We start from the raw sequence: 15,798 nt of genomic DNA on the forward strand, positions 1-15,798 counted from the left end.
CAGGGAGCGATGGCCCGTAAGGGATTTGGCGACACTCGGCATGGTGATGCCCCCGTCATATGTCCCCATGGGGTGATCGAGGCGGTCGTGATCCGGCCAAGGTGCGAAGCGGCCTGCCCGGACGGCGAGTCGGGGGAACTCTCCGGACGCCCCGTACACCGGGGCGGACCCGCTCGGCGGCAGGGGCGGTACCGGCGGAATCCGGACGTTCGCCGGATCCCGGGCGGGAGCGGCCGGCGGGACGGGACCGGCCGACGGGGCGGGAAAGATTCCGCCGGCCACACGGTGTTCACCGTCTGTTCGAGGGCGTTCGGGGGTGCCCGGAGGCACTCTGGGTGTTGCCCAGGGGGCGGGCGTGGCGTGTGGTACGTGTCGCCGCGGTGGCCCGCGTGATGTGCCGACTGCCGGTGAAATCGCAGGTCACGGCGATTGTCAGTGGGGGGAGTCAGTATGTGGACCATGACGATTCGCACTGCTGTTCCTGCCGTCGCCGCGCCTTCGGTTTCCGCCGCCGCGGCACCCGACGAGGCCGCCGGCCTCCCGGCCGGCGGGCCGGTCTCCCCCGCGGAGGTTCCCGCCGACCCCGCCGCGTACACGGCCGCGGTGGAGACCGCGGCCCGTGCCGCCGCCGCGTACTACGCGAACGGGGAGAGCGACCTCGACGACGACGCGTACGACCGGCTGGCGCGCGGCATCGCGGTGTACGAATCCGCCCACCCCGGCGAGGTGGCGGCCGATTCACCGACGGGCAAGGTCGCGGGCGGCGCGGCGACGGGGGATGTGCCGCACACCGCGGCGATGCTCTCCCTGGACAATGCCTTCTCCCCCGAACAGCTGCTGAGCTGGACCGCTTCCCTGGAGCGCCGGATCGGCCGCCCCGTCGAACAGTGGAGCGTCGAACCGAAGCTGGACGGCCTCGCCGTCGCCGCCCGCTACGAGGAGGGCCGCCTCGCCCGTCTGATCACCCGGGGGGACGGCACCGCGGGCGAGGACGTCTCGCACGCCATCGGCACCGTCGTCGGACTGCCCGGCCGGCTCACCGAGGCGGTCACGCTCGAAGTGCGCGGTGAGGTCCTGATGACCCGGGAGCAGTTCGAGCGCGCCAATGCCGTGCGCACGGAGCACGGCGGCGCCCCGTTCGCCAATCCGCGCAACGGCGCGGCGGGGACCCTCCGGGCGAGGGACCGCGAGTACCGGGTGGAGATGACCTTCTTCGGCTACGGCGTGCTGCCGCTGGCCGAATCGGGGCCGGAGCTCACCGGGAAGCTGTCGGAGGCGCCGCACAGTGAGCTGCTGGCATATGTCTCCGGCCTCGGAATCCACACCGCCCGGGAGACCGAGGTCCCGCCGCGCGCGCTGACCGGTGTGGAGGCGGTCCGGGCCCGGATCGAGGAGATCGCCGCGCTCCGTCCCGTGCTGCCCTTCGGCATCGACGGCATCGTCGTCCGGGCCGACCTCGCCGCGGACCGGGACGCCGCCGGTTCCGGGTCCCGCGCGCCGCGGTGGGCCATCGCCTACAAGCTGCCCGCCGTGGAGAAGGTCACCACCCTGCTGGCGGTGGAGTGGAATGTGGGGCGCACCGGCGCCATCGCGCCCCGGGCCGTGCTGGAGCCGGTCGAGATCGACGGGTCGACCGTCACCCACGCCACCCTGCACAATCCCGCCGACATCACCCGCCGCGATCTGCGCATCGGCGACCGGGTGATGGTCCACAAGGCCGGTGACATCATTCCGCGGATCGAGGCGCCGGTCGTCCATCTGCGGACGGGCGCGGAGCTGCCGATCGTCTTCCCCGAGGTGTGCCCCCAGTGCGGCTCCGGGATCGACAGCTCCGAACAGCGGTGGAGATGTGTGCGCGGGCGCGACTGCCGCCTGGTGGCCTCCATTTCGTACGCGGCCGGGCGCGACCAGCTCGACATCGAGGGACTCGGCACCACGCGCGTCGTCCAGCTGGTGGAGGCGGCCCTGGTGAGCGACTTCGCCGATCTCTTCACTCTCACCCGGGAGGAGCTGCTGGGTCTGGAGCGCATGGGGGAGACCAGTACCGACAATCTGCTCGCGGCCATCGGGGCGGCGAAGGACCGGCCGCTGTCCCGGGTCTTCTGCGCGCTGGGTGTGCGGGGCACCGGCCGGTCCATGTCCCGGCGGATCGCCCGTCACTTCGCCACGATGGAGCTGATCCGGGCGGCCGACGCCGATGCCCTCCAGCGCGTGGACGGCATCGGGGTGGAGAAGGCCGCGATGGTCGTCGCCGAACTGGCCGAACTGGCGCCGCTGCTGGAGAAGCTGATCGCCGCGGGCGTCCGGATGGACGAACCGGGAGCCACCCCGCCCGCCGCCGAGACCGAGGAGAGCGCGGGTGACACCGGCTCCGCCGCGGGCGGTCCGCTCGCCGGGATGACCGTGGTGGTGACGGGAGCGATGACCGGCGCACTGGAGAAGCTCACCCGCAATCAGATGAATGAGCTCATCGAGCGGGCCGGCGGCAAGTCCTCGTCCACGGTCTCCAAGCGCACCTCTCTCCTGGTGGCCGGGGAGAACGCCGGCTCCAAGCGGGCCAAGGCCGAGCAGCTGGGCACCCGGACGGCCACCCCGGACGAATTCGCGCTCATGGTCGCGGACTTCCCGGGGAGCGGTTCCTGAGTCCGGGCCCCCGGGCCGGGTGGAATCCGAGGTGGTCATCACGCCGTTCCGGCTGGTCGTTTCGCAAGATCATCGGCACGATTGAGGGCATGGGACACAGGGGGAGCACAGCGCTGTCGGCCGGACTCGTCATCGCGCTGGCCGCCACCGGATGCACGGCGCGGGCGGAGCCCGCCGGCGGCGCAACCGTGATCCGGGTCGACAAACGGACCGCGCTCGCCGATGAGCCGGTCCGGGTGCGGATCGGCGGACTCGGCGCGGGGGAGAGGATCACCGTCAGCTCCGACGCCACCGACTGGAAGGGCGCCGACTGGGAGGGCAGGGCGGTCTTCCGGGCCGACAGCGCGGGCACGGTGGACCTCACCCGTGCCCAGCCGCTGTCGGGCACCTACCGGAAGGCGGACGGGATGGGGCTGTTCTGGTCCATGGTCCCGCCCGAGGGGGATCCCGACGAGCAGTGGTTCCACACCGACTATCCGTCGAGGGAGGCGTCGTTCACCCTGCGGATCTCCGTACGGCGGGCGGACGGGAGCGAGACGGCCCAGGTGCTCACCCGGGAGTGGATGCGGGAGGGCGTCGAGATGCGGGAGGTCACCCTGGCGGACGACAAGGTGAGCGGATCCCTCTATCTGCCGCGCTCCGGCGGGCCGCGCCGTGCCCCGGTCCTTCTTCTCGGCGGTTCCGACGGCGGTACGGCCGACGACTGGGAGGCGGCACTGCTCGCCTCCCGGGGCCACCCGACCCTGGCCCTCTGCTACTTCCGCTGCCCCGGGCTGCCCAGGACGCTGAAGGACATACCACTGGAGTACTTCGTCAAGGCCGTCCGGCTGCTGGGCTCCCAGCGGGGCGCGGACCCGGCGAAGACGGCGGTCGTGGGGGTCTCGCGGGGCAGCGAGGCCGCCCAGCTGCTGGCCCAGCGCTATCCGGAGCTGGTGCGCGACGCCATCGCCGTGGTCCCGGGGGACCGGGTCCACGGCAGCTATCCCGAGGGCGGGTTCGCCTGGACCCAGCGCGGCAAGGGCCTGGAGCCCGGTGAGGAGATACCCCTCGACCGGGTCCGGGGCACCGTGCTCGCGATCGGCGCCGGGGACGACCGTCTCTGGGACTCCCTGAAGTCCGCCGAATCCATCGGCCGCAAGCGCGGCGTCTCGGGCCCGCACCGCTCCCTCCTCCACCCCGACGCCGGTCACGCCGCCGGAGGGCGGCCCTACACCCCCGGCGGCATCAGGTTCGTGCACCCGGTGGAGGGCGAGGAGCTGGACCTGGGCGGTACCCGGGCGCTCGACGCCGAGGGCCGGGCGGAGAGCTGGCCGGAGATACTCGAACTCATCGCCCGCCCCTGACCGGCGGCGGCCGGCCGGGCCGGCGCGGGCGTGCCTCTCGGCGCGATGCCCGCGGCTCTTCCGCACCGGCGGCTTCCCTCCGTGGAAAGTTAGGTTAGGCTGACCTAAATTTCGCGCGTTCGGCGGCCAGGAAGAGCCGGACCCACCGGGGAGGAGCGGTCCATGGGGCACGGCTGGGAGGGCGTCGTCCTCAAACTGATGCGCGGCAAGGACTTCACCTTCACGGTGACCGGGGCCGAACAGATCACGGAGCACTTCCGCCGGGTGCACTTCTCCGACGGCGGCATGCTCGCCCGGACCGGAGTCCACCCCACCATGTGGGTCCGCGTCTGGTTCGACAACGGCGACAAACCGCATCAGCGCGCCTACACCCTGGTCGACCCGGACCCCGAAGCCGGCACCTTCGGCATGGACTTCGCCCTGCACGACGGCCGCGCATGCGACTGGGCACGTGCCGCCGCCCCCGGCGACACCGTCGACGCCACCCTCCAGGGCACCGGCTTCGCCGCGCCCGCCCCGCTCCCCGCCAGACTCTTCGTCATCGGCGACCCCGCCTCCCTCCCCGCGGTCAACTCCCTTCTGGAGGCGTTCCCCGGGGTGCCCGCCACCATCTGGTTCGAGACCGGCCACGACACCGGCGAGGAACTGCCCCTGCGGCTGGAGGCCGCCCACCACGAACTTCACCTCGTGCCGCGCCGCGGCCGGCACCTGGTCTCCGAGGTCAAGTCCGCCCTGCCCGGCCTCCTGGGCGACCCTTCGGAGGCGTATGTCTGGATAGCCTGCGACACCGCCACGACCCGCGCCCTCGCCGGCTGGGCCCGCAAGGAACTCGGCCTCCCGAAGGAGCGGGTGAACGCGCTCGGCTACTGGCGCGCCGCCGCCTGACCGCGCGCACACCCGCCGCGCGGGTGCGGGTCCGGCGCCCGCGCGCCCGGGGCGGTCCGGGGCTCCGCCGGTTCCGGCCATCCGGGCCGGACACACGCACAGGGCGTGCGGCGGTCCGTCCCCCGGGCCCGACGGGCCAGTGGGGCAGCGGGCCACCCGCACCGCCCGGCCAACCCCGTATCCGCACTGGTCCTGTGAGACACCTCCCGGCATGCTGGTCCCTCCCATCCGCACCCCGGAAGGACACACCCATGACCGGCTCCCCTCGGCTGTCGCTGGCGAGCATCGTCATCGACTGCCGGGACGCCCATGCCCTTGCCGGGTTCTACGGACGGCTCCTCGGCTGGGAGGTGAGGTCCAGCGAGGCCGACTGGGTCCATCTGCGGTCCCCGGACGGTGCCCTCGGGCTCTCGTTCCAGAGCGAGCCGGGGTACGAGCCCCCGCACTGGCCCGAGGTGCGCGGTGCGCAGCAGAAGATGCTCCATCTGGACATCCGGGTGGACGACCTCGACTCGGCGGCCCGGCTCGCCGTCTCCCTCGGCGCCACCGAGGCGGGTGACCGGGAGCACGACGACGTACGCGTCCTGCTGGATCCGGCCGGCCACCCCTTCTGTCTCTTCCTCACGGCAGTCGCCGACCAGCAGGTGTAATACTCGATCGATGACGTCACAGCTGACAGGCGCCGGCCGCCGGGCGACCCGGCAAGGGCCGGACGCGACACGGATCCGCCGGGCCACCGCCTCCGATGCCAGGCGGCTGACCGCGCTGGTCCGCCGTTCGCGCGCCTACGAGGGCCGGTACGCGCCGATGGTGGCCGGCTACCGGGTGGGGCCCGATTACATCGAGACCCACCCGGTCTTCACCGCCGTCGACGCGGACGACACCGTGCTCGGCTTCTACGCCCTGCTGCTCAGCCCGCCCGAACTGGATCTGATGTTCGTCTCGGACGCCGCACAGGGCCTGGGCATCGGACGCCGCCTCATCCGGCATCTGACCGGCGAGGCACGCGCCGCCGGGATCCCCGCCGTGCGGATCGTCTCCCACCCGCCCGCCGAGGGCTTCTACCTCGGCATGGGCGCCCGGCGCACCGGCACCGTCCGGGCCAATCCGCCCGCCGTGCCCTGGGACCGCCCCGAACTGCTGCTGCCGATCACCCAGCCGGATCCGTAGGAAACGACCCGGGGTCTCCCCTCGCGGATCGGGCCGGTCCCGCCCGGGCCGCACCGGTCAGACGACCGCCCCCGTACCGCTCCGGTCGCGCCCGCGCGCCGTCGCGGCGCGCGGGCGGTCCGGATGACGGTGCTGGAGCGCCACCGCCAGAGGCATCGCGGTGAACACCGTCGAGGCGATGCCGACCACCACCCCCGCCAGCAGCGCCACGGCGAAGTCGGCCAGTGAGTCCCCGCCGAGCACGGCCAGCGCCACCAGGACGAAGAGCGCGCCCATACCGGTGTTGACCGTACGCGGCAGAGTCTGGGCCACCGCCCGGTCCGCCAGCTCCGGCCATGCCCCGCGCGGGAACGCCCGCCGGAGCTCGCGCAGCCGGTCCAGGACGACCACCGTGTCATTGACCGAGTAGCCGACCACCGTCAGCAGGGCGGCGAGGAAGACACTGTCGACCGGTTTGCCCAGCCAGGCGAAGAGCCCCACGACCAGCAGCACGTCCTGGACCATCGCCGCGACCGCGGCCGTGGCGAAGGTCCAGCGGAACCGCACCGTCAGATAGAGCAGCTGCGCGGCGACCGCCACCGACAGCGCGATCAGCGCATGGGTGCGCAGCTCACTGCCGAGGCTCGGCCCGATCCGCTCATCGCGCTCCACCGTCACCTTCCCGGCCGCCCCGGTGAGCGCCTCCCGGATCTCCCGCTCCTCCGTGTTGCTCAGCTCACCCGTGCGCACGGTGATGCCGTTCCCGCCGGTCTTCTGGACCACCGCCCTGGGGAATCCGGCGTCCGCGACCGCGGCCCGCGCCGTGTCCGCGTCCACCGGCCGCTCGGCGGCGTACTGCACCTGCCGTCCGCCGGTGAACTCCACACCGAACTCCAGGCCCCGGAAACCGATCCCGCTCAGCGCGAGCAGCAGCAGCCCCGCACAGGTCGCGAGCCAGCGCCGCCGGTGCCGCATCAGCCGGGGCGGCCGCCGCTCCAGCCATCGCCGTACCCGCCCCACCGAGGTGATGCCGGTCAGCGCCGGCCGCCGCAGTACCGCCTTGCGGCCCATGGTCAGGTCGGTGAGCAGCCGGGTGATCACCATCGCGGAGACCAGCGACGCCAGTACGCCGATGGCGAGGGTCACTCCGAAACCCTTGACGGGGCCGGTCGCGAAGACGAAGAGCAGCCCCGCCGCGAGCAGTGTGGTCACATGCGAGTCGGTGACCGCGCTCCACGCCTTGCGGAAACCGGTCCGCAGCGGACGGCGCGGATCCACCCCCGGGCGGTACTCCTCCCGGGCGCGTTCGAAGACCAGCACATTGGCGTCGATCGCGATGCCGATGGCGAGCACGAATCCGGCCAGCCCGGGGAGCGTCAGTGTGGCGTTGAGCGCCACCACGGCGGCGTAGGAGATCAGCCCGTACAGCAGCAGGGCGACCGTCGCGAGCACTCCTGCCAGCCGGTAGACGGCGATGACGAACGCCCCCGTGCACACCAGCCCGATGACGGCGGCCAGCGCGCTCGCCCTGATGGCGTCCTTGCCGAGGGTGGGTCCCACCACATCCTGCTCGATCGCCGTCACCGGCACGGGCAGCGCGCCGCCCTTGACCAGCGCCGCCAGATCGCGTGCCTCGTCGCCGCCGAAATCACCGGTGATCCGGGCCGATCCCCCGGTGATCCCGGCCCCGCACGGCACCGAACCCTCCATACCGGGCGCCGAGACAATCGCTCCGTCGAGCACGATGGCGACCCGGCGCGCGGGATCGCCCGGCTGGGCGCAGGCCGCCGCACCGGTGACGCCGGCCCACTTGTCGCCGTCCCCCCGGAAGGTGAGATCGACCGTCCAGCCGAGGCCGCCCTGCGTGTCCAGCACCGCCTCGGCGTCCTTCACCTCCTCACCGGTCAGCGCGGGCGGCGCGAGGGAGAGAAAGCCCCCGGCGGTGTCCGGATCGGCCAGCACCCGCGAACCGTCGGCGGCGGCGGTGCTCGCGGGCCCCGCCGTCGCCTCCTTCACGGGGTGGAAGGTCAGCTGCGCGGTCCGGCCGATGACCTCGGCGGCCTCGCGCGGGTCGCGGACTCCCGGCAGTTCGACGACGATACGGCGCTCACCGGAGCGGGCCAGCGACGGCTCGGCGACCCCCAGCGCGTCGACGCGCTGCCGCAGCACCTCCAGCGCCCGATCGGTCGCGGCGGCGTCGGCGCGGACGGTGGGGGAGTCCCGGGTCTCCAGGACGATGCGGGTGCCCCCGCGCAGATCCAGCCCCAGTTTGGGCGGGACGGTCAGCGCGGTGAACACCGATACGGCGATGACGGCGAGCGCGAAGAGCGCGCGCCAGAGTGTGGCACGGGATGACAAGACGTACTCCACGGGCAGCACGCGGAGCGCCCGGAGGGCGTCCGCGGAAATGGGTGGGGGACCGGGCGCACCCGTCTCCCGGACCTGGACATGCCACAGGCGGGGACGGCGGGTGCGGACAGAAGGTCAGCTGCTCGGTGTGGAGGGCGGTGCTCTGCTGTGCCGGGAGAAAGGGGCGGGCTGCGGCGGCGCGCGTTCCCGCCGGGGGTCCGCCGACTCGCCGCCGGCCGGGGGCTGGTGGGACACGGCCTCGGCCGGCGGCGCCGGGAGGGGTGCGGGCGGAAGACCGGCCGGTTCGGCCGGGATGACCTCCGCCACGGCCGCGACGGGCGCGCGGCGCACCTCGGCCCGGACGGACGAGGCGCGGTGCGCGGTCTCCGCGCGAGCGGGTGAGGACGACGCCGCAGCGGCGGCGGGGGCCGAGACGCCGGTACCGCCGGAGGCGGCCGGCGGAGCTCCGAGGAACAGCACGAAGGCCGCCCACAGACCCAGCAGCATGGGGGAGAGAGCACCCGCGACGAGGAGGCGTGCGCGTGGTCGCATACGTCCCCCTCCCCTGTCGGCCGCCGGTCCCGCCCCGGGCCGTTCGTCACAGCCTAGGCGACGGCGGCGCGCGGGGACACGGCGGTGCGGGCCGCCGGGGGCGGGGTGCGCTGTGGCGGGCCGGACGGGCGGGCCGTCCCCGTGTGGTCCGGCCCGCGATGTCCGTCCGAGCCGTTCCCGGCCGTCGCGTCCCGCCGGGTGGGGACGGACCGGCGCGGTACGGAGCCGTCCGGCCCGGGAGCCGGTACGCGGCGGACCGCGTGCCCCGGGCCGCCCGGCACCTCCACCCGGAGGACCGGGTCAGCGTGTCCCCCGTCCCGTCCGGGCCACGTCCGCGTCATGCCCGCGTCCCGTCCCCGTCCCTTCCGTGTCCCCCGTCCCGTCCCGCTCGCGTCCCCTCCCGCGTGTCAGTTGTGAACGCCTCGTGAACGCCCCTCACCTCGTGGCCCCAGTGCTTACGATCTCCGTCGGGCGGTCTCGCACAGATGACCGTCCGTGCCCGCACTTCCCCACCATGGAGGTCGCACGTGTTCCGGTCTGCCGCAGGACACCGCAGTCGCACCACCGGGCAGGGCATCCGAACGGCGGCCGGTGCCGCCGCGGCCGTGCTCCTGGCCGCGGGCTGCTCCTCCGGCGAGGGCGCGGCCGAGGCGGCGGGCGGCGTACCGGTCGTGGCCGAGGGCAAGCTCACCACCTGCACCCATCTGCCCTACCCGCCGTTCCAGTCCGAGAAGGACGGCGAGGTCGTCGGCTTCGACGTGGCCCTGATCGATCTGGTGGCGAAGAAGCTCGACGTCGAGCAGAAGATCCTGGACACGCCGTTCGAGAACTTCAAGACCGGCGCCTTTCTCAATTCCGGCGAGTGCGATCTCGCGGCGGCCGGAATGACGATCACCGATGAACGCAAGAAGAACGTCGACTTCTCCGTCCCGTACTTCGACGCCACCCAGGCACTCCTTGTCGACAGGAAGAGCGGTGTCAGGACGCTCGCCGATCTGACCGGGAGCGGTGCGAAGGGGAAACTCGGCGCGCAGGCGGAGACCACCGGGGAGAGCCACGCCAAGGAGCAGGGGCTCGACCCGGTCGCCTTCGAGAGTTCCGACGCGGTGCTCAACGGACTGCGCACCGGACAGGTCGACGCGATTGTCATCGACTATCCCGTGGTGCAGGGCTGGCTCAAGGACAAGGCGAATTCCGCCGCGTTCGTACTCGGCGACAGCATCGACACCGGCGAGCAGTACGGCTTCTCGGTCAAGAAGGGCAATACCGAACTCCTCGACGCGATCAACGAGGTGATCAAGGACGCCCGTGCCGACGGCACCTACGACAAGCTCTTCGAGCAGTGGATCGGCCCGCTGCCCAAGACCACCCCGTGACCTCTCGTCTCACCCGGCGGCAGCGCCGCCGGGTTCTCCACGGCCTTCAGTACGCCCTCTTCGTGCTGGTCATCGCCCTGGTCGGCATCGGCGCCGACTGGGGCCGGCTGGCGCATCAGTTCGCCCAGGGCGATCTCGCCGGGGAGCTCTTCCCGGAGATCATCACCATCGCCCTGCGCAACACGGTGATCTACACCCTCTCCGGATTCGTCTTCGGACTGGTGCTGGGTCTGGTCATCGCGCTGATGCGGCTCTCGTCGGTGGCGCCCTACCGCTGGGCGGCCACCGTCTACATCGAGTTCTTCCGCGGCCTGCCCGCCCTGCTGATCTTCATCTTCGTCGGTGTGGCGGTGCCGCTGGCCTTTCCCGGAACCGAGATTCCCGGGGGGACCTATGGAAAGGTCGCGCTCGGCCTCGGCCTGGTCGCCGCCGCGTACATGGCGGAGACGATCCGGGCCGGAATCCAGGCGGTGCCCAGAGGGCAGATGGAGGCCGCCCGGTCGCTCGGTTTCTCCCACACCCGGGCCATGGTCTCGGTGATCATTCCCCAGGCGTTCCGGATCATCATTCCGCCGCTCACCAACGAACTGGTCCTGCTGTTCAAGGACTCCTCGCTGGTGCTCTTCCTCGGTGTCACGCTGGAGGAGCGGGAGCTCACCAAATTCGGCCGGGATCTCGCCAGCCAGACCGCCAACTCCACCCCGATCCTGGTCGCCGGCCTGTGCTACCTCCTGGTGACCGTACCGCTGAGTCTGGTGGTGCGCCGCCTGGAGGCCCGTGCCGACAGCGCCAGGTGACGACCACGACGCCAAGTGAGGACCACCATGGCACCGCACACGGAACCGGCGCCCGGGCCGGAGATCCGGATCCGCGAGCTGCACAAGTCCTTCGGGGAGAACGCGGTGCTGCGGGGGATCGATCTGGACGTCGCCCGGGGTGAGGTCGTCTGTGTGATCGGCCCGTCCGGATCGGGCAAGTCGACCCTGCTGCGCTGTGTGAATCTGCTGGAGGAGCCGACCCGGGGACGGATCCTGGTCGGCGGCCGGGAGGTCACCGACCCCGAGGTGGACATCGACGCGGTGCGCCGCCGCATCGGCATGGTCTTCCAGCAGTTCAATCTGTTCCCGCATCTCACCGCGACCGAGAATCTGACCCTGCCGCAGCGCCGGGTGCTGCGCCGGGACAAGGCTGCGGCGGCGGCCGTCGCCAGGCGGAATCTGGAACGGGTCGGGCTGGCCGAGAAGGCGCATGCCTACCCGGCCCAGCTCTCCGGCGGCCAGCAGCAGCGGGTGGCCATCGCCCGGTCGCTGTCGATGGACCCGGAGGTGATGCTCTTCGACGAACCGACCTCGGCGCTCGACCCGGAACTCGTCGGCGAGGTGCTCTCCGTGATGAGGCTGCTGGCCGCCGACGGGATGACCATGATGGTCGTCACCCATGAGATGAGCTTCGCGCGCGAGGTCGCCGACCGGGTGATCTTCATGGACGACGGGGTGATCGTGGAGGAGGGGCCGGCCGCGCGGGTCATCGGCGCGCCGGGCCATGAGCGGACGCGCAACTTCCTCGACCGGGTGCTGGACCCGGCCGGCACCCGGCCGTCCGTCTCCGCCCCCGGCGCACCGGCGGACGGGCCGCCGCCCCGCTCGCGGAAGTCCCCCCGCTCCGGCGGCTGACCGCGCCGCCCGTGACTCGCGCAAGGGACCGGCGTACGGGACCCGCCGCGAGGCGCGCGCAAGGCGCTCGCGTACGGGACCGGTCGCGCGGGACCGGTCCCGTACGGCCGGACCGGTGGCCCCCGCCGGGAGCGGGGACCACCGGCCGTCCGCCGATGAGCCGTACGGACTCTGCCGGCCGTACGGCTCATGCGGTCACTCCGGGCCTGTGGGGGGCGGCCCGGTCCCGGTCCGTCAGTACACGCTCACGCCGTAGGCGCTGAGTGCCTCCGTGACCGGCTGGAAGAAGGTCGTGCCGCCCGTGGAGCAGTTGCCGCTGCCGCCGGAGGTCAGTCCCAGCGCGGTGGTGCCGGAGAAGAGCGAGCCGCCGCTGTCGCCGGGCTCGGCGCAGACGTTGGTCTGGATCATCCCGTACACCACGTCTCCGCCGCCGTAGTTCACGGTGGCGTTGAGCCCGGTGACGCGCCCGCTCCGGAGCCCGGTGGTGCTGCCGCTGCGCTGTACGGACTGGCCCACGGTCGCGTTGGCGGCCGAGGTGATGTCCCGGTAACTGCCGTTGTAGAGCCAGACTCTGCCATCGGCGGCCGAGGCGCTGGAGTGCCGGATGATGCCGTAGTCATTGACCGGGAAGCTCGATCCGGTCCGGGTGCCCAGCAGGGTGGTGTTGGAGGAGTTCGTGTACCAGGTGCTGCCGATCTCGGTGCAGTGGCCCGCCGTGAGCGCGTAGTAGGTGTTGCCGCTGCGGACATTGAAACCGAGCGAGCAGCGTCCGCCGCCCGCGTGGATCGCCTGGCCTCCGGCGATCAGCTTGCTGAAGGTGCCCGGGGTGCGCTTGATCTCCAGCGATCCGGCCGCGCTGCCCGCGGCCTCGCGGATCTCGGCTATCTCCGCGGCGGACACCGACTGGTCGGCGGTGACGACGACCTTGCCGGTCGCCCGGTCGGTGTACCAGGCGGTGCCGGCGACATCGGCGCCCAGCACGGCGTCGCCGGCCTGGGCGAGCCGGACCGACTGGACCGTGGCGGCCTCGGTGCCGCTCTGCTCGGCGGCGCCCGCGGTGGGAGCGGCGAGCGCGGAGGCCGCCAGCAGGCCGGCCGCGACCGCGATCAGCCGGGCGCGCCCGGCCGCGGTGCGGTGGGGGGAGAAGCGCTTGATCGTCACTGCATCCTCCGGTGGGGGGATCCGTGGCCCCTGGGGTGTGGGCCTGGACAGCGCCGATGACGGGCCCGACGGCGGCCGGTACGGCCATCAGTCATGTGCCTGTCAATCGATGCGATAGGAATCCTGGGCTCCGGATGGTCTCGCGACAAGATCGGCTTTCGGCCCGCCGGTTCCCGCCCGACGGCGCTGCCCGCCCCGGCGAGGCTGCGGCGGCGCGGTCCTTGACCGCCGCTCAGTCGCCGGGCCCGTGCCCGTGGCCGGCGGGGGACGGGCTCCGTACTCCCCGGGCCGGGTCAAGCGGAACGCATTCTCCCGTCTGTGCTGATCAGGACGGACGGGGCCGGCCCGCCGGTGCCTCCGGGCATCCGCGCGCGACCGTTCCTCCCGCGATCTGACCGCCGCACGTACCGTCCGCCCCCGGCCCGGGCCGCCCCCGATGTCCGCCGGGGTCCGGGGTCCGGTGACCCCGCGCCGATATGCGGAGCCTCAGGGGTCTTCAACTGCTTTGCCCCCATGGCCGAAACTGCATGCCCCGGCGCCCGGCCGGTCCCTCCGTTCCGCCCCCGCGGCCTCCCGGAAGCCTCAGATCAGCAGCCGCAGCCGGGTCTCGGCCACTCCCAGCCGGATGGACTGGCCCCAGGTCAGTTCCAGGGCGTCGCTCTCGACCCCGTCGCCGAAGGCCACCAGCCGGTCCGACTCGACCGTCAGCCGCAGTACGTCCGTCCGCTCCAGCACCCCGGCCACCAGGGAGGCGCCGGTGGCCGGTGACGGCCATGCCTCGCGGACGAACCAGAGCAGACGCGGGTCGGCGGGGCCGGGGAGCGGCAGCCCGCTCGACCGCTCCCGCCAGAGCGACCGCAGCCACCCGGTGGCGCCGGTTCCGGTGCCGACCAGCACTCCGGAAGACGCCTGGGTCTCGGAGACCGGGGTCCGCTCCCGGCCGGCGCCCTCCGTCGCCCCGGGGTCCGCGCCCGGGCCGCCCCGCCCGGTCCCGGCGCCGGCGGTCAGCCGGTACCGGGCGCTCTGGTGGCCGGAGCGGCCCAGATAGATCTCATTGAGCGCGCGGATCCGTTCGGTGTTGTCGGCGACCGCCTCCACCATGGTGAGTTCGTCGAGGACCGCGCTCCCGCTCACCGCCGCCGCCAGCAGCCGGGCGGTCTCCTCCGGCCGGTGGCGCACCAGGACACCCAGCCCCCGGCCCGGCTCCGTGTCGATCCCCACCACCGGCTGTCCCGACAGATACTTCGCCGCGTTGGCCACCAGGCCATCGGTCCCCACCACCACGACCACGTCCTCGGGGCCGAAGAGGAACCGGTCGAGATCGGCGCGCTCCACCCGTGCCTGACGCCAGTTCAGCGGAACGGCGGCGGCCACCTCGGCGAGCGTCCGCCGCGCCCGGAGGTGCCGCGCCGCCGGCTCCTCGATGGCGCGGCCCCGCGAGGAGAGGAAGAACCCCGCCTGGCCGTGCGTGCCGTGCCGGGCCAGCAACTCCTCGTACTCACTGGTCCGGTGCACCAGTACCGCGCGCGGGGCGAGGCTCACTCCCGCACTCCGGCGCCCGGTCCGCCCAGCCGGGCGAGCAGCCCGGTCAGTACGTCGGGCGAGACGGTGAGGCTGTCGATGCGCGGCAGATTCTCCGCCAGCCGGGCGCCGGTCAGCGCATGCAGCGTCGCCGGATCCACCTCGGCATGCACCCGCAGCCAGGCCGCCCGCGCCTGTGCCCGCGCCTCGCCGGTCTCCCGGGCCGCCTCGGCCTCCGCCCGCGCCAGCAGTACCGTGCGCGCCGCCTCGGCCCGGGCCCGTACCGCGTCGGCGGCGGATTCCTCCTCGGCCTCCCGCCGCGCGTTGGTGCCGCGCTGCTCGACCAGCCGCTCCTCCCGGCGCGCGAGTTCGATCCTGCTGGCGAGCTCGTTCTCGGCGATGGCCCGCTCCCGCTCCACGGCCACCGCGCGCCGCTCGTAGGTGGCGCGGTCCGCCTCCTGCTGGATCTGCTCGCGCGCCGGGGTCCGCAGTGCGCGCTCCACCTCGGGTTCGGGGCGGATCGCGACCACCCGCACGGCCACCACCTCGATGCCGGTGGCGCCGAGCCGCGGTTCCCCGGCGAGCCCGCCGGTGATCCGTTCCCGTACCGCCGCCACTCCGTCGGCGAGCGCCCCGGCCAGCGGTGTACGGGCCAGCACATCGAGCGCATGCTGCTGCGCGGTCTCGGTCAGCAGGGTGGAGATCTGCTCCAGCGGGGCGCCGCGCCAGGCTCCGCTGTCGGGGTCGACGGAGAAGTCCAGCCGGGCCGCCGCGACGGCGGGGTCGCCGATCCGGTAGGTCACGGTCGCCTGGACCGTCACATCCTGGAAGTCGGCGGTACGGGCGTGGAAGGCCATCGATTCCTCCCGGTCGTCGACCGGGACCTCGGCCAGGGCGGCGCTCAGCGCGCGGTACCAGAAACTCAGCCCCGGCCCGTCGTGGACGAGTCTGCCGCGCCGGTGGTGACGGATGTGCGCGGTGGGCGCGGAACGCAGATGACGCCAGCCGAGCCGCCTGATGATGTCCGCCATGACGATCCCCCTTTTTCGTCCTTCTGACGATAGTGGAGTCACCCGTTTATCGTCAATGGGACGAGATGGGTCGGCGGGGCGCAAGGGGGAGTTCCGGTACGGGTGTTCAGCCGCC

At 73.0% G+C, this 15,798-nt stretch carries 13 protein-coding genes; 8 read left to right on the top strand and 5 right to left on the bottom strand.

Going from position 1 to position 15,798, the window contains the following annotated elements; genetic code table 11:
• Positions 1 to 459 precede the first annotated feature (459 nt).
• The 5 genes from ligA to AAFN69_RS29270 all read left to right on the top strand — a co-directional run bounded on the left by ligA (position 460) and on the right by AAFN69_RS29270 (position 6,041).
• The gene (ligA, locus tag AAFN69_RS29250; protein ID WP_347731873.1) at positions 460 to 2,643 is read left to right on the top strand and encodes an NAD-dependent DNA ligase LigA; all 2,184 of its coding nucleotides are present in this window, start codon (positions 460 to 462) and stop codon (positions 2,641 to 2,643) included.
• 89 nt (positions 2,644 to 2,732) lie between these two features.
• Entirely contained in the window at positions 2,733 to 3,986 is a 1,254-nt protein-coding gene (locus AAFN69_RS29255) for an acyl-CoA thioesterase/bile acid-CoA:amino acid N-acyltransferase family protein (protein WP_347731874.1), read from the top strand.
• A 162-nt stretch (positions 3,987 to 4,148) separates the two neighbouring features.
• Positions 4,149 to 4,871: a siderophore-interacting protein gene (locus tag AAFN69_RS29260; RefSeq protein ID WP_347731875.1), complete on the top strand. Its 723-nt coding sequence runs from the start codon at positions 4,149 to 4,151 to the stop codon at positions 4,869 to 4,871.
• A 251-nt stretch (positions 4,872 to 5,122) separates the two neighbouring features.
• Positions 5,123 to 5,521 carry a VOC family protein gene (locus AAFN69_RS29265; RefSeq protein ID WP_347731876.1) on the top strand — a complete coding sequence of 133 codons (399 nt, stop codon included), beginning with the start codon at positions 5,123 to 5,125 and terminating at the stop codon, positions 5,519 to 5,521.
• Positions 5,522 to 5,531: 10 nt separating this feature from the next.
• Positions 5,532 to 6,041: a GNAT family N-acetyltransferase gene (locus AAFN69_RS29270; RefSeq protein WP_347731877.1), complete on the top strand. Its 510-nt coding sequence runs from the start codon at positions 5,532 to 5,534 to the stop codon at positions 6,039 to 6,041.
• A gap of 57 nt (positions 6,042 to 6,098) precedes the next feature.
• Here the strand turns inward: AAFN69_RS29270 and secD are convergent, their stop codons facing one another.
• Together secD and AAFN69_RS29280 are read right to left on the bottom strand one after the other, a co-directional pair.
• Entirely contained in the window at positions 6,099 to 8,378 is a 2,280-nt protein-coding gene (gene secD, locus AAFN69_RS29275; RefSeq protein ID WP_347731878.1) for a protein translocase subunit SecD, read from the bottom strand.
• Between the two features lie 126 nt (positions 8,379 to 8,504).
• Complete coding sequence (locus AAFN69_RS29280) at positions 8,505 to 8,921, bottom strand: hypothetical protein (RefSeq protein WP_347731879.1); 417 nt, start codon at positions 8,919 to 8,921, stop codon at positions 8,505 to 8,507.
• Between the two features lie 575 nt (positions 8,922 to 9,496).
• On the opposite strand from AAFN69_RS29280, the gene AAFN69_RS29285 reads away from it, so the two are divergent.
• Genes AAFN69_RS29285 through AAFN69_RS29295 form a run of 3 tightly spaced genes read left to right on the top strand, consistent with a single transcriptional unit; the run spans position 9,497 to position 11,970 of the window.
• On the top strand, positions 9,497 to 10,297 hold the full coding sequence (locus AAFN69_RS29285) for an ABC transporter substrate-binding protein (protein WP_347731918.1): 801 nt from the start codon (positions 9,497 to 9,499) through the stop codon (positions 10,295 to 10,297).
• Positions 10,264 to 11,094, top strand: coding sequence for an amino acid ABC transporter permease (locus AAFN69_RS29290; protein ID WP_347731880.1), 831 nt, complete (start codon positions 10,264 to 10,266; stop codon positions 11,092 to 11,094). The genes AAFN69_RS29285 and AAFN69_RS29290 overlap by 34 nt, the downstream gene beginning before the upstream one ends.
• Positions 11,095 to 11,121: 27 nt before the next feature.
• Positions 11,122 to 11,970 carry an amino acid ABC transporter ATP-binding protein gene (locus AAFN69_RS29295; protein WP_347731881.1) on the top strand — a complete coding sequence of 283 codons (849 nt, stop codon included), beginning with the start codon at positions 11,122 to 11,124 and terminating at the stop codon, positions 11,968 to 11,970.
• A 234-nt stretch (positions 11,971 to 12,204) separates the two neighbouring features.
• On the opposite strand, the gene AAFN69_RS29300 is transcribed toward AAFN69_RS29295, so the two are convergent.
• The 3 genes from AAFN69_RS29300 to AAFN69_RS29310 all read right to left on the bottom strand — a co-directional run bounded on the left by AAFN69_RS29300 (position 12,205) and on the right by AAFN69_RS29310 (position 15,683).
• Positions 12,205 to 13,131, bottom strand: coding sequence for a S1 family peptidase (locus tag AAFN69_RS29300; RefSeq protein WP_347731882.1), 927 nt, complete (start codon positions 13,129 to 13,131; stop codon positions 12,205 to 12,207).
• Positions 13,132 to 13,713: 582 nt separating this feature from the next.
• Positions 13,714 to 14,673 (bottom strand): hypothetical protein, encoded by a 960-nt coding sequence (locus AAFN69_RS29305; protein ID WP_347731883.1) that lies wholly within the window; start codon positions 14,671 to 14,673, stop codon positions 13,714 to 13,716.
• The gene (locus tag AAFN69_RS29310; protein ID WP_347731884.1) at positions 14,670 to 15,683 is read right to left on the bottom strand and encodes an SPFH domain-containing protein; all 1,014 of its coding nucleotides are present in this window, start codon (positions 15,681 to 15,683) and stop codon (positions 14,670 to 14,672) included. Before AAFN69_RS29310 ends, AAFN69_RS29305 begins: the two co-directional genes overlap by 4 nt.
• Between the last annotated feature and the right edge of the window lie 115 nt (positions 15,684 to 15,798).

Source organism: Streptomyces sp. CAU 1734 (genome assembly GCF_039888735.1).
Lineage (GTDB): Bacteria > Actinomycetota > Actinomycetes > Streptomycetales > Streptomycetaceae > Streptomyces.

What these genes read in the sequence shown, in the direction of transcription:
- AAFN69_RS29295 (WP_347731881.1), top strand. Translation starts at nt 11,122, where the DNA reads ATGGCACCGCACACGGAACCGGCGCCCGGGCCGGAGATCCGGATCCGC.
- AAFN69_RS29310 (WP_347731884.1), bottom strand. Translation starts at nt 15,683, where the DNA reads ATGGCGGACATCATCAGGCGGCTCGGCTGGCGTCATCTGCGTTCCGCG.
- AAFN69_RS29265 (WP_347731876.1), top strand. Translation starts at nt 5,123, where the DNA reads ATGACCGGCTCCCCTCGGCTGTCGCTGGCGAGCATCGTCATCGACTGC.
- AAFN69_RS29280 (WP_347731879.1), bottom strand. Translation starts at nt 8,921, where the DNA reads ATGCGACCACGCGCACGCCTCCTCGTCGCGGGTGCTCTCTCCCCCATG.
- AAFN69_RS29270 (WP_347731877.1), top strand. Translation starts at nt 5,532, where the DNA reads ATGACGTCACAGCTGACAGGCGCCGGCCGCCGGGCGACCCGGCAAGGG.
- AAFN69_RS29260 (WP_347731875.1), top strand. Translation starts at nt 4,149, where the DNA reads ATGGGGCACGGCTGGGAGGGCGTCGTCCTCAAACTGATGCGCGGCAAG.
- ligA (WP_347731873.1), top strand. Translation starts at nt 460, where the DNA reads ATGACGATTCGCACTGCTGTTCCTGCCGTCGCCGCGCCTTCGGTTTCC.
- AAFN69_RS29255 (WP_347731874.1), top strand. Translation starts at nt 2,733, where the DNA reads ATGGGACACAGGGGGAGCACAGCGCTGTCGGCCGGACTCGTCATCGCG.